This is a genomic window from Paenibacillus sp. FSL M7-0656 (genome assembly GCF_038003225.1).
GTDB classification, from domain to species: domain Bacteria; phylum Bacillota; class Bacilli; order Paenibacillales; family Paenibacillaceae; genus Paenibacillus; species Paenibacillus amylolyticus.
Map to the genome: position 1 here is coordinate 3619458 of NZ_JBBOOT010000001.1, position 14078 is coordinate 3633535.

Annotated in this window: 10 protein-coding genes; 1 reads left to right on the forward strand and 9 read right to left on the reverse strand. The window is 45.9% G+C overall.

All coding sequences use genetic code 11. From position 1 onward, the window contains the following. Positions 1-199: 199 nt before the first annotated feature. The 8 genes from MHI01_RS15955 to MHI01_RS15990 form a co-directional block, all read right to left on the reverse strand. Positions 200-1957, reverse strand: a complete 1758-nt coding sequence (locus MHI01_RS15955) for an alpha/beta hydrolase family protein (RefSeq protein ID WP_340983587.1) — start codon at positions 1955-1957, stop codon at positions 200-202. After that, complete coding sequence (locus tag MHI01_RS15960) at positions 1939-3405, reverse strand: tetratricopeptide repeat protein (RefSeq protein WP_340983588.1); 1467 nt, start codon at positions 3403-3405, stop codon at positions 1939-1941. The genes MHI01_RS15955 and MHI01_RS15960 overlap by 19 nt, the downstream gene beginning before the upstream one ends. Next, positions 3402-4202, reverse strand: a complete 801-nt coding sequence (locus tag MHI01_RS15965; RefSeq protein WP_340983589.1) for a hypothetical protein — start codon at positions 4200-4202, stop codon at positions 3402-3404. The genes MHI01_RS15960 and MHI01_RS15965 overlap by 4 nt, the downstream gene beginning before the upstream one ends. After that, positions 4180-6924: a lanthionine synthetase LanC family protein gene (locus MHI01_RS15970; RefSeq protein WP_340983590.1), complete on the reverse strand. Its 2745-nt coding sequence runs from the start codon at positions 6922-6924 to the stop codon at positions 4180-4182. Before MHI01_RS15970 ends, MHI01_RS15965 begins: the two co-directional genes overlap by 23 nt. A gap of 117 nt (positions 6925-7041) precedes the next feature. Continuing rightward, a complete protein-coding gene (locus MHI01_RS15975; RefSeq protein WP_164783248.1) occupies positions 7042-7179 on the reverse strand; it encodes a hypothetical protein in 138 nt (45 codons plus the stop codon). Between the two features lie 185 nt (positions 7180-7364). Continuing rightward, a complete protein-coding gene (locus MHI01_RS15980; RefSeq protein WP_164783249.1) occupies positions 7365-8636 on the reverse strand; it encodes an MFS transporter in 1272 nt (423 codons plus the stop codon). Beyond that, complete coding sequence (locus tag MHI01_RS15985) at positions 8626-9003, reverse strand: hypothetical protein (RefSeq protein WP_127547768.1); 378 nt, start codon at positions 9001-9003, stop codon at positions 8626-8628. The genes MHI01_RS15980 and MHI01_RS15985 overlap by 11 nt, the downstream gene beginning before the upstream one ends. Positions 9004-9159: 156 nt before the next feature. Continuing rightward, complete coding sequence (locus tag MHI01_RS15990) at positions 9160-9573, reverse strand: GNAT family N-acetyltransferase (RefSeq protein WP_047840325.1); 414 nt, start codon at positions 9571-9573, stop codon at positions 9160-9162. A gap of 111 nt (positions 9574-9684) precedes the next feature. Here MHI01_RS15990 and MHI01_RS15995 point away from each other — a divergent pair, with 111 nt between their 5' ends. Further along, complete coding sequence (locus MHI01_RS15995; protein ID WP_340983594.1) at positions 9685-10572, forward strand: hypothetical protein; 888 nt, start codon at positions 9685-9687, stop codon at positions 10570-10572. Positions 10573-11180: 608 nt separating this feature from the next. Here MHI01_RS15995 and MHI01_RS16000 read toward each other — a convergent pair. Next, on the reverse strand, positions 11181-13892 hold the full coding sequence (locus MHI01_RS16000; protein WP_340983595.1) for an S-layer homology domain-containing protein: 2712 nt from the start codon (positions 13890-13892) through the stop codon (positions 11181-11183). Between the last annotated feature and the right edge of the window lie 186 nt (positions 13893-14078).

A 14078-nucleotide genomic window follows, 5' to 3' on the forward strand; every position in this document is an offset into this window, starting at 1 on the left:
ATTGTTATATACCTTAAACGGCTCACGCCATCTTAAACCGGATGTGACATCTTGTAAACGTTAATGTTCATTCTCTTAAGCTCTCCAACTATGCACCAGACCACGAACAACACTTCCCCTACCGCTTTTCCTTTCCATATCATTACCTTAAATATCGCCAAAAAAGCCGCATTTGCGGCTTCAACATCACGTATTTATCTTACGTGGATACTCTACTGCAGGTTAGAAAATCAACAGCCTTCTGCGCCCAGATTCGCTCCGAATAAACCTCATGCGCCATATCCTGTACAATATGAAGCTCAATTCTGCCTACAGCTCCAGACATTTGCTTGTTTTCCATGATGTCCAGATATAACCTCTCCGTCTGTTCTACGGGACATAGTTGATCAGCCTGACCGTGAATGAGCTGGATATCCACCTCACTAAGCCCGGATACATAAGCTGTTGGGCTTCTATCCCGCAGGGCAGATGGATCATGCAAAAGCTCACCGATTTCAGTTTCCAAGAATGATCTCAGCTTCGCTCCGCCGCCTGCGTACAGTCCTTCCAGATCCGTAAACGGTGCACAGGCAACCACAGTACTCCATAGCGCCGGACTTTTACCTGCTACCAGCAATGCCAGATAAGCCCCATAGCTCACCCCATAGAGAGATACGTTTGAATAGGAAGATAACATCTTCTCCCGCATGAATTGGACGACATCTGCATCCACGCCGCCCCAATCGTTCTGAATGCGCATCCTGTAATCCATGCCGAATCCTGAACTGCCGGGATAGTTCAGCCCGATGACCCGCACTCCTGCCTGATATAATCCGCTGATGACCGGACTAAAGCTGTCAAACAGGCAATTATGAGGCCCGCCATGAAGATAGATGACCACCTGTTCTGCATCCTCCGGGTGCATGTCCATGTACGGAATCATGTCATCCCCATAACGAACCCATCCATAGATTACATCGGGTTCCTTGTCAGGATGCTTGCCAATTCTCTCATCTCGCTCAACCGAGAAATGGGGAATCGTACGCGTTTGTTCCGAAAACCGATATATCTCCGGCACCGGAGGATGTACGATAGATTCATATTTTCCGATCAACCCCTGCCTGTCCCTGCTGAGCACAGCCTGTGTCAAGATTCCTGGATAATCATACAGCTCATACCTCTTCTCTCTGTCCAATGTATATTGGACATATTGCCACCTGCCGCAGGTTATCCCTTCGCAGAGAACTAGCTGTTGATGTGGATCGAGCTGCATTCTAATCAGTTCAGAAAAGGGTTGGCTATCCCTTGAACATTCATGTACCCGATCCTCTCCTTGCCTGATCCATCCAGGCTGGAAACCATCTTCCACAGGAATAGAAACGGCTATCAGTTCCCCCTCCTTATCCATCACAGGGTAGGCATACTCCGTATAGGGTATTTCGGATGATGGAAGGATCTCTTCGGAATATGAATACACTCTTCCGAATCCACCAACGTTTACACCAACCTCTCGTGTTGATGCAGACCAGAATACAAATTGCGGGTTGTCCAGATCAGGAGTAACCCATCGCGCCTCATCCTTCTCGGGATCGTAAAGACCTATACGGACAGCTCCTGAACGATGTCTAATGGAAAATAGCAGAATTAATTGCCCCTCTTGCCAAGAGGCCTGCATCACAGGAAATGGAAACTTCACAAACAGGGTCTGAACCAGCCTTGCTTGCTCCTCATCCTCGTATAGATGAAGCCATTTCCCCACCTTATCCTGTGTAATCACCAGAACCTGGTTACTGCCTATAAACTGAATATGCTGCGTATGCTGCTCTGACTCTGTCCCATGTTCAGAGAGGCTCTGCCGGCTATCAATCCGGCCTGTATCATCAAGACTGCACCATTCACATGTATTGTCATCATAGCCCAAGAGCATACTCGTTCGTTCCTTATTCACACTCATTCGTGTCAAGAATGGATAGCCCAACCGGATTTCCTCCTCTCATTCCAGTGTTTTAACTGCTCCCATCCCTCCAACTGCGATTCCAGTTTATTGATATACTGGTCCTGTGTGTATGCATCTAGGGGCGTAACGCTCCCCAGTCTGCCTAATGTTTCCCGAATCAATCTGATCTGTGGCAGACTGGCAACCGGCAGCCCCATCATCAATAGACGGTACACCCGGGATGCCCGTTCCTCTGATCCTTGAGTAATCAGCGCGCCAGCGATTTCCACGGCACGACCAAGCAGTTTGGAATGGATAGTGTTTGTCTTCATGCGTAACAATTGAATCAATAGTTCATATTCCTGCTCCTGCTCACCGAGCTGTTGATGCAGTATCATTTTTAATTGCAGTACATGCCCCAGCCAATCTACATACGCATCCACACATAACTTCTCCGCAGCCAGCAACGTCCTACCTGCCTCTGCATAGTGACCTGCCCGGAGCTGCAAGCCCGCAATGTTTAGTAGTGTCTGAATCTGAAAAACTCGCTTATCCGGTCCATCAGGAAGCTGGCGTATACGCTGACCCGCCTGTTGCTCCAACGTAATTGCGCGTTCTACATTGCCCTCCTGCATCTCAATTAATGCTTCACCATTATCAAGCGCAGCCCATTTCCCAGTACGATACGTTTCAGTTAGCTCTTCTTGGGCAATGATTTCACGAGCTTTCGAATAACAGTGTCGTGCTTCAGCATAATGCTTCCCGTTTTTGGTCAACAGCTGACCCAACTCAAACCAGAGTACTGCCTGCTGTGTTGCCGACAACCGTTGAAATAACGAATTATGGTCGAAAAAATGAAAACAGGACGTGTAGCGGGCCGGATCAGCCGATTTGGACAACAAAACCCATGCGAGCCTATTGTAGAGCGCCAATGCGGCCTCTTTTTCCTTCCCTTTATCCTTACTTACCATTTGTAGATGTTCTTCCAGCAAACGTCGGGTCTGATCGGGCGTATCCCTGACAATAGATACAGGAAGTTTGGGGATGTCCTCAGGATTACTCGCTATGGTTGGATATCGATGAAAAAAAAGCACTACACTTACTCCCCTTAGCTTCTGTCGATACAGGATATAGTGGATGGCTCCCAGATCCGCATGGTGAAGGTAGGAAGATACTTCAACCAGAACCCATTTCCGATTACCAGGCGCCCACCCTGATCTTTGGAATCTCAATAACGCATTTTTACATGCCACAAGATCATCTATTGGCTGAAATGGATTTAGTTGATAGATCAGCGGGAGAGTAGCATACGGATCACCAACAGCAATTTGTATAGCCTTATCCTGCCAATGCGTTCTCAGTTTGTGAATTTCATGTTTTACCGCATCTGATGTACCTTCAACGACAAACAATCCAGGTTCATGACTCACACGAAACCATTTACTTCTCAGATCATGATAATCGGTACTTTCCAGTGAGACAGGCATCATGAACGTTCACTCTCTTTCGTGATTCGGCATACGTGTATAAGTTCAGGCACCTTTTGTAAATTCAGCGCCGTCATCAATTGATAACTGCCCCGGTTGTTTGCATCAAGTGAAGCTTTAATTCGCTGATCCGGATCTGAACTGCACCGATGGAGGCCATATGCAACAAGCCAACGGGCCCATCCTTGACGTTTCGCTTCTGGTATTGTGAATATATGAGCAAGGAGTACACTGCCAAACTCATCGCTTAACAGGCAGCCCCCAATCTTATTTCCCTCCAGTTCCACAAGCCCGGAACCTTTCAGCAACTTGCCATATACCCCCTGATAAATATCCCCGATAGCTTGACGAGCAGCTTCCCAACTTGGACAGGTAGAATCACTGGCCTGGAGCAAGTGTGCAAGGGAATCCGCCTGCCCCTCCGAAGACATCCAAACCGCGTCTTCATGTGGCATAGCCGGCACGGGAACGTCCTTCAACTTGCCGAAAAATCGATACCGATGGGCAAGAACGTCCGCCCGGTATCCAAGCTTCTCCCACGGAAATGAGGCAGGAGCAGTTGCATATAGAGAGGACCATGTGATTTTATCCAAAACGGATGACATCCGATCTTTCCAATAAAGATTGGAATGTGCTTCACTCCATAAATCCAATGTATACTGCCCCTCACCCTGATCAATCATCATGAACGAAGATAGGGTTTCGTCATTTCCAGGCTCAACTGCATAATAGCGATCACCCGTCTTCCCTGATTCGTGCTGGCATTGTGGCAGGATATCAGATATGGATGTTAGCATCATACGCTTTCCCCTCCCTGTTATAATCGAAACCTGAATAAACCAGTGGTTCGGATGCAACAGACGGATAAAACCGGCGTAGCAGGAAGGTATAGATCCCCATATAACCGGTCATATAATCCGGGGAGAAGGACTCCATGTCCTCCAGAGGCCACATCCATATGTCTTCCTGTGGATCACTTCGCAATACATACAAGCTCTGTGTATACTCCGCTAGTTTGGTTTCATATCTGCCTGGAAACTTGCGGTTAGCCAAGAGCAGAAAATCTCCATTGCCTGCAATTCCGTGACACTGCCCAAAGGAAGCAAATACCGTTGCCTGTGCCACTGCATCCGCTGCTTGAAGACCAAGTCTGGTACAGAGGGGATCTTGCAAAATATCAGCTGCTGCCATCAAAAATCGACCAATACCCGCCGATCCATTACACCAATGTACCCAGAGTGTATCCGGTTTTTCCGGGGATGCAGGCCACAGGCTCACGCCATTCTGTCCTCCATGACTCGTACGATCAAGTGTATCTACAATCCGCTTCACAGCAGAATAGTACGCTTCCTTTCCTGTACGCTCCGCCAAGGCAAGTAAATAATATCCGATGCCTGCGATGCCATGAGAGAATCCAAGGGAATGATGGCCTTTTTTGTCCGATTTATCCTTCACTTTCCACAAACTCAATGATTCATCTGTCTGCTCTTCTTGTTCCAAAATATAAACACCCAGTTCCTCTGCTCTTGCCAGAAGTTCAGGGCGGCCGCCAATACGGTATATTTCAAGCAGCATCAATCCCAACCCGGCCGCTCCATGACTAATATTGGTCTGTACTGGCTCATGCCGGGTGATTTCCAATGCCAGATCCTCTGCACGTCGAAGCAACGATGGATCATTTATTCGTTCAGCCGTCTCTGCCATTGCCCAGGGAACAGCGCCATATCCAAAGTATAATGCTACAGGTGTCTCATCTGGAACGTAAGGGTGATTCGTCAAAATCCATTCCAATACTTCACGTGCATATTGATGGTATTGTCTGTTTTGTGTAATCTGACCAAGCTGATTAAAACCAAAGATCATCCCTGTCCAGCCAAAGTTGAAATTCGCCGGATGAAACATCTTGCTCATGCTGTTTTCCGGGAACAGTTGCAAGGGGTTATTAAAATCAAGAGAAGTATACAGCGTGTTTACCATACGCTCGGCCTGACGGAGTACTTCTTCTGGCTCCATATTGCATTCATCCTTCTCTATTACATCCATGCTTTCTCCTGAAGTGACCTCTTGCTGCTCCAGCAATTCAACCAGTGTTTCACGAATTTCTGATAACTCCACATGTCCGCCAGACATGATCTCGATGCCCAAACTTCCCAAGCCACGAAGCTGTGTATTACTCTGATGATCCAGATAAGCCTGTGCAGCTTCCAGATGGGATTGCCGATATTTCAGATAGGGGTCGATGGATGAAGCCATGTAATAGAAGACACCTCCCAGTGCATACAGATCATCCGCATAACTGGATCGCCTGCTGTGCTCACGTCCCCGTGGCACATAGCCCGGAGTATGACCGGTCAATGGATCGGCCTGACCCTCATCACTTCTGACATAAGCCAGTTCAAGATCAATCAGGCGTACACTTCCGTCCGTCAGCACAACAATATTGTTGGGCGTCAAATCATTGATCACAATTCCTTTATCGTGACATTGCTGCACCATATCGAGGATATGTATACCCATCCGATGCATATCCGCCCGGTTGTAATCTGCGGCTACATGTCTGCGATGGATATATTCACGCAAGCTGATGCTTTCAAAATACTCCAGAATCAGATAGCGGTTATTTTCAGTACTAAACAGATCAAGCGGCCTTGGGGTAACCCCCGTATCCTTCATCAGATTAAGCACGCGATATTCATTATCCAAATAGTTATGAGCAGAGCGCCCACCACCGTCTACACGCATGCGGTAGACCGCTTCTTTCATGACAGCCTGTTCATAGGATGTGTCAGAGATGAGAAATACTCCTCCCTTGCCGGACTTCTTGAGTACACGTCTCACACGAATATTTCGTATACCAAACTCATTGTTATTGGAATTAGAATGACGAGAAGTTGCCCGATTCTTCTCCATGGCTTGAATCCGCAGTAACTCCTCAGGTTCATTCACCCACTCCGGTTTATACCTGCCAGGTGTTCTTCGATCCTCCTCCAGCTTACCTTCTGGATTCTGGATGGCATACACTTTTGCACCCGAGTACCGGTCATAGTAGAAACGATCAGTGAATGCACCATAACGATAAAATACACACTGGCTACCGAGGTATGCCCGATCTGTAGGAATAACTGGTCCTTTCAGATCACTTGTACATGAATGCATTAGCTCAAGTAACTTCAAGAATTGCTTTTCGTCTCGTGCGTAGATGGTGACACACTTCCCCGTCTGAGGGAGAGGTATGGAACCGTTAGATGTTTCAATCAGTTTCAGACCGCTGCTCACTACTTTCCATTGCACATCATTTTCTGTAAGAACAGGTGCAATGCGTCGCAGCAATTCAGCTCCTTCCACAGGGATAACAGACAGATGAATTTTCCAGCCCTGTGCGGGAAGCCTTAATTCTTCCGGTCTAAAACAAATCCAATGGCCGTCATTCGACCATTGGATGGATTGGGGAAGTTCCCGGATTATATGTTCCAAAGCGTTCTCAAAGGCGTCCTTCCTGGGCGTTACGCTTGCGAATTTCAATGAGAATCACTCCTTTTTGGATAAAGTAAGAGGGGGAGGTACAATTATTTTAGTAATGCGCGAAAATCAAAGACTTATCTTTCAAATGATTCAGTGAATAGAGCGTTTAAGGAATTCCTAGCTCTCTACAACAATCGTTTCCGAGCTGGTCCAGCTGCACACTGTACACAAGCTTGTTTCCTCAAACATGTTGTTATCCTCTTCAACCTCTAGTGCCATCAAATCCTGTACAGATAAAATTTCCTTGTTTTCCATGATATATTACCTCCCATTTGTCTCCCCCTCTTATAAACCAAATTCTACATAAAATTTGATATTCCTTCTTTTTAATTGAATTATTTTACATAAATTATTTATAAAACCCATTTATTTCGCCTGATCATGTCAAATTATTGATTCCTCGGACTAAAAAGAGGCACAATGTGACATCAAATTCCAGACTACATCGAGGTCGTTTGTTGCTGGGTACGCTTGCTCCGTTCTTCACGGAAAGGTCGGACAAATAGGCTTGCCATGCCCATACAAATAACAAATGTACCAATCCCCATGTACACCCATGAAGGGTTGTACGTTTCAATGAACCACCCTCCCAGTAACAACCCAAGCGGATTACTAATGCCACTCATCAAGACACCCATACTGTTCATGACACGTCCTCTCTTTTCTTCCGGGGTGGATAAAAGAATGGAAGTCACCAGCGGTACATTCACAAGAGCAAGTCCCATCATCAACAAAAATGAACACGCAATCGCGATATACAGGTTAGGAAACATCGGCATGAGTAGCAAACTTGTACCTGAGATGAGGTAACTGATCAAAAACCAGTGAGCGAGTGAGAGTCGTTTGGCATATTTGCCACTGAGCAGAGAGCCTGCAATACTGCCAGCGGCAAAGGCTGACTGAAGCAGACCGTAGCCTTGTGGCCCGGCTTGCAGCACCATATTGGCAAAAATCGGCGTGAAAATGTGCAGTGGCGCACCTGCAAAATTGATAATGGCTCCAAAGATAATGCAGCAGGCCAAAATTTTACGGGAGAACAGGAATGTAATTCCCTGCATGCTATCTTTGACAAAACCAGAGACTCCTTTTTGCTTCACTACTTTGGTTACAGGGATGCGGATAAAGAAAATGGATATGGCGGATAGCAGAAACGTAACTGCATAGATGAACAGGATGGACTGAACGGAGATGAACGCGATCAATATGCCCCCTATGGCGTATCCAAGTAATTCAATCGTTTTGGAGGAAGAGTTCAGTAGTGCATGGGCTGGAGCTAATTGTTTTGCAGGTTCTGGCAAAATCGCGGGGATGACTGTCTGGGTTGCCGGATTGAACAAAAAACCAAGGATTGCAATGAGCAGATTGGCTGCGTAAATATGCCACGGAAGCATGGATCCTGTCATGAACAAAAGAGCCAATATGCAAGCTACGCCTGCGCGCAATATATCTGTCCAGATCAAAAGTTGCTTTTTCGGCAGACGATCACTGATCGTAGCCAAGGGAATGCCCAAAAATGCATAAATCAAGTACGGCAACATCGGAATCAGCGCGGCAGCAAGTGCCGACTCCGTTAATTGGAGGATATACCACATGGTTGCCATAGAAAATAAAATCTGCCCTGCGCCAGAAATCAATCTACCCACAAGGAGCACAACAAAAGAAGGAAGGCGCAAAACCGCTCGATAGCTGTCGCTGCGAATTTCATTTTTCATCTTTTTCACGCACCTCTCCCTCGTACGTAACAGATTCATCATCACTAATACGATGCAGACGCGTAACCAAACCTGAATCTCGAATGGTCTGTTGTATCTTGGCTTTTACCCGTTCCAGTTCAGCCGTATACTCGCGTATCTCGTTCAATAAGGTCTGATGGGTTCGTATACCCTCCCTAATCAACATTGCAGTCGCATCAGAACGGTTTTTGGCTAATTCAAGAAATACAAGCTGATCTATGATATCAATCTCTTCCTGACTTAATCGAACGGAAACAACTCCCTTGGCTCCCGAAAGATTTTTGTTCGCCTGCTCCACAGATCGTTCCACCATCTGGTTAAACTTAGCTTTCTGGTCATTGTACATATACATTTCCTCCATTCTTCACGAGTGCACCTGTATATCGTAATTTGTAAATCGTAAATTGGTTTTAATTTACATTATACCTGTAAATAAATGGTTGTAAAGCAAAAAACCTTTGGATATCCAAAGGCTCGCCGAATATGTTATTTAGCTAGTTCACTAGTCTCCCTGCCTCCACCACATACCCTCCGATTTCGGGCTGGTGTATTCAAATCCAAATTGAGCATAAAGTTGATCAGCCGGAACATCCGCCAACAGGCTGACTAAACCACGGGCAGGTACTGCTTTACGCAGATAATTCATAATCTCGCTCATGATCAGTTTTCCATACCCCATTCCTTGAACATCCGGGTGTACAGCAATATCGACGACCTGAAAGAAACAACCTCCATCTCCAATCACTCGCCCCATGCCTATCAGCATATCCTCTTCACGCAGACATACGGCAAACAGGCTATTCCGTAATCCAATCTCTGCCCCTTCCCTGCTCATTGCACTAAGGCCGGCAATCTGCCGTAAGGCAAGATACTCCACCGCTGCGGGTGGTGTGTGTTCAATACTCACATGATCCATGAATTGTGCCCCTTTCTGCTTGAATTCATCTACTTCCTGTGTAATAGTGAGAGAAAGCTTACGTGAAGCGTGTTTCATGATACTTGAAGTTGGTGCAAAGGAGGAACAAGTGTGTTTCAACGTTGGATTGAAGATCTAACATCGCGCCCAGGCACTGTGGCTGTGCTGTTTGGAGTCATGGCTTTGCTTCTGGGGATATACATATGGTCTGCCACTGAAGTTCGCCGCAGCCACGAAAGGCGAATGAGAAGGATACGAGATACATTATACATAAGTACAGCCCTCTTGGGACAACTTACCATCCAGGAAAATCGGAATTATGAACGATCGGAACACGAACATGACGATCTGATAACAGCAATGTTAGCCTGCAAAGCTGCATCTTACCTATCTCCTCAGCTACAGGACCAGATCCGTGACTGTATTAAGGATCATGACCCTGCCAGAATCGGACTGATGCACAGAGCACTGGAACGGGAATGCACCGTATTATCGGATGAACTCAGCCGGGAGACTCATGCAGATCATTGGGGCACAGCGGTATGGACCATCCTTCGGCCTGCAGCCGAACCATTGGCACTAGCAGCCACAGGGTTTCTAGTTACAGATCTGATATTTCGTCAGCGGATGTTGGACGTCCATGTAGACTCATGGGACAGCATCTTGCCATGGATTCGCGCAACTTCCATAATGATCACCATAATATATGGTTACCTGCTCTGGGCCAGCCCACGACGGGATAGGTCACGTACAGTAACCAAAATGCTCTCCTTGCTGATCGCGCTATGCTCCTTGCTCCATCTGATTGGACTTGTTGCTGCGCCCTACGCACTGGGACTACAGCTTATTATATTCACTTCGGGTTTCGGGTTAACTGGGACACGCTCTCGAAGTGATCGCCCCTACGCAGGACATACGGATCTGGAACCAACGAAGCAAGTCTCTACGGAGATGGAAGGAAATACACGTCGTACATCTGGTACCAACACCGACGAATAACCTACGATTCAGCCGCTTCCGTATGATTAAACTTAGATACCCACATCGATGATACGAGACTTGGCCCTCCCTCGGCTGGATTTTCACCGATCAGGTCGTGTCTCCTTACTCGGCATGCTATACGATGATGGATGTCAGTGTCCCAAAATTATGGAACTCCCGTCTGGATGTTCCTATTGAGTAACCAGTCGATTCTCTAAGGAACACAGGACGTCTTATATTACCTCTACAGCCTCTTTCAAAATTGTAAAGAACCTCAGACACGTTATTTTCCAAAATCGCTCGATAAAAACGCTCTAAAACGCCGTACATTTCGATATAACGTGTCTCAGATTCCTTAGATTTCTGCGGGTGCTTCAAACCCTTAAATAAGACGCCTCATATTCGTTAGCGCTCAATCCCTACTCATGCTCTGTTCCAAACGCGACTAAGAGGACAACCTCTAAATTCTTCAAGTACGCAAAAAGGACTGAAACTACATTGTAGCTTCAGCCCTTTTCTATATTACTAATTTTGTCTTGCGAAGAATGATCGGAAGGTTATTCTGTCATCGAAGTGGCATGTGTGACATTCTTTAGTTCACTTTATATCATGGATAATTACTTCACTTATTTGGCTACAACATGTGCAATGACGCGGCCCTTTTCGTACGTGACAGTCACGTCATAACCATCTGCCGTTACACTGTCGAATTCACCTGTAATTCCATTAGCCGTGATTAACGTAATATCTTTGGCACCTTCAATCTTATAGTTGGACAAGTCGAGTTTGAGACTTCCTCCATCAATATAGAGCTTTCTGCCAACATTCAGTTGACTGTTGTTGTCAGTCACTACCAATTCCAACGTACCGTTATCCATGGTAAAGTTCCTATTTAAGTTGAGTGCTCCGTCGACATCAACGACAACTGTTCCATTCTCTACATACAGATCACCTGTACCAAAAGCAGTTGCAGATTCAGCTACCAGCGTTCCTGCTTGCAGCAATGTTCCGCCAGTGTAGCTATTTTTCCCTGTCAATGTAAGGGTACCTGTCCCCTTTTTCGTGAGCATTCCACTACCGGTGATATCATTTCTCCACCAATCTTCTGCATTGAAGCGCCCTTTGGAAGCGTCCATATCCACAGTTACATTGTTCAAGAATGCGCCGTAGCCATCCGCAGCCGTGACCAGATCAATTCTACCCCAGCCCTTGGATTCATCCAGTACAGGATATCCAGAGTCAATGGATGTTGTATACAATACTTGTCTGCGTTGCTCATCTGTTAAATACGGTTGACGTGTTTCTAACAGGGCTTCTGCTTCTTGCGGTACAACTGGAGCCAAACCTTTGGTTCCGGTTTGTGGTAGACCGTAAGTCATCTTTTCTCTATAGAAGGCTTTATTGGCATCATGATCTTCCCATTTGTGTTCATCGTAAGCACTCTTGAACGTGTAATCCTCAGTTACGGTGTGTGCATACTCATACAGACTCATATTTTTTTCCTTGGCTGCAGCTCCAAATACTTCTCCTGCATTCTCATAACCTTTCTCTAACACATCTTTATTCTCAGCCTTATTAAGTGCATATGCAGCCATGGCTGTGGATTGTATTCTTCCTCCGATAACATCAAGCGGAGAGTGCATCCCCGTTACGATTCGATTCTCGCCCAACTGAGCTGCTCTCGTTAACAATTCAGTGAATCGTTCTGGTGTAGCGTATGCCAAAGGAAATACGGATAAGTACGCTGCACTGGTATGTCCGCTCGGAAATGCGCCATCTTTCCCTCTTCCATCCTCAGCGATTCGTTTGACATAAGTTAACGCAGGAATAAGCTTAACGTTAGTTTCGTATTGCTGGTAATGTTTTTCTCCTGTTGATTTGGTGCCGCCTGAAGCCAAAGGTACTTCTTTTTTCTCACCTTCGCCCAAGGTTTCCCATACAGGCAGTCCTTTGCTGTCAACAACTTCTTTCACTTCTCCATTGGAATTCATTCTCCACGGTCTAGGGGAAGAGTAGAAATATTTAGAGGGATTAGATGAGGCAGGAATTTTAAATCGAACCAGATCAACTAAATGAACCAAGTCTGCAAGTTCCGTCTTTGCTTCCCAATCTCCAATGCCTTGGCTTTCATCTTCCACTGTTTCTTCGGTCAATACCACATTCATCTCGTCCACCGTTCGTTCAACGTTTGTCTTTGGCTTGATGATATCTACATACGTGTTAGCCAACGGACCAAAGCCCTCCATCACGCTATAGATCTTATCTCTTTGGTCATCATAATAGGCTGCCAATGTCTCTTCACCTGTGCGATTTTGCGTGACCTTTTCTACATATTTGATATTGGCTTCCCAAGTCGCTTTGTTTCGGATCTCTTCATTTGCATATGTTTTCTGATCAGCAACAGCTACGGTTGGATCATTCTTAAAGCCGTCATAATATGGAGTCGGTCCATCTCCATACTTTGCATTTTTCCCGTCAGCTCCAATTTTAGTTGCCGCTGTTCCATCTCTCCAATCCGCTAGGTTCATGGACCATACTTGATCAAAACCGTCTAAAATATCAATAAACGGATTGGTTTCCGCAATATTTTTCAAGGTGTCGTCCCCGGCATTGGCTCCGTGCTTCACGGCGGATAACCGAGCTTCATCTGCTGGGGGATTAACATTCAGAACGGTTGCCGTTCCTTTTGGCTTAGCTGGTTTGGTAGCTGTAGTAGCATCTGTTTCCACAGCTTTAACGAGCGCAGACACCGCTTCGGCACGAGTAATGGAATTAAGCGGTTTGAAGGTTCCATCTGCATATCCGGTGATAATTTTCGCTACTACCGCTCCACCTACAGCTCCCTTGCCCCACGCCGCTATAGACGATGAATCGCTAAATACATTCGCTGCTGTTTCAGTTAACTCCAGATTCAAAATGCCAGCGATCACTTTAGCTGCTTCTTGACGGGTGATCGGATCTTGCGGCTTCATTGTGCCATCGGTGTATCCATCTATATATCCATTCGCATTTGCAATAGAAATTGCTTCGTAATACCATGCACTCTCAGACACATCATTAAAGGTAATTTTAGCTTGTCCGGAATATCCAAAAGCACCGTTTACCAAATTCATAAATTCTGCTCTTGTAATATACGTATTCGGTTTAAATGAATGATCCAGGTAACCTCGAATTAATCCTTCATCACCCCATGCTTGAATATTTGCTTCCGCCCAGTGTCCCTTAATATCAGAGAACTGAATCTTCTGATCGGCTGCAAAACTTTTCTCTGCAAATGTCGGACCTACCATAGACAACATTAGAAGTAATGCCAGTGACTTTTTAAGTGGTTTTCTCATGGCTTGCAAATACACGCTCCCGTTATGGTAAATTATTTTTTTGCTTCTGCATCTGCAAATGAGTAAGAAAGACTCTATACAGATGTCTGATCTGCCGTTACTGTAGCATTAGGGAGCGTTTCGCATCTATAGAACAAATTCCGTTTTATATCAAAATCGTACGTTCCGGAGCTTATATGCCAAGAA

Excerpts from the sequence above, each read along its gene's own strand:
- MHI01_RS15960 (WP_340983588.1), bottom strand. The coding sequence starts at position 3,405 with ATGATGCCTGTCTCACTGGAAAGTACCGATTATCATGATCTGAGAAGT.
- MHI01_RS15965 (WP_340983589.1), bottom strand. The coding sequence starts at position 4,202 with ATGATGCTAACATCCATATCTGATATCCTGCCACAATGCCAGCACGAA.
- MHI01_RS15975 (WP_164783248.1), bottom strand. The coding sequence starts at position 7,179 with ATGGAAAACAAGGAAATTTTATCTGTACAGGATTTGATGGCACTAGAG.
- MHI01_RS15980 (WP_164783249.1), bottom strand. The coding sequence starts at position 8,636 with ATGAAAAATGAAATTCGCAGCGACAGCTATCGAGCGGTTTTGCGCCTT.
- MHI01_RS15985 (WP_127547768.1), bottom strand. The coding sequence starts at position 9,003 with ATGTACAATGACCAGAAAGCTAAGTTTAACCAGATGGTGGAACGATCT.
- MHI01_RS15990 (WP_047840325.1), bottom strand. The coding sequence starts at position 9,573 with ATGGATCATGTGAGTATTGAACACACACCACCCGCAGCGGTGGAGTAT.
- MHI01_RS16000 (WP_340983595.1), bottom strand. The coding sequence starts at position 13,892 with ATGAGAAAACCACTTAAAAAGTCACTGGCATTACTTCTAATGTTGTCT.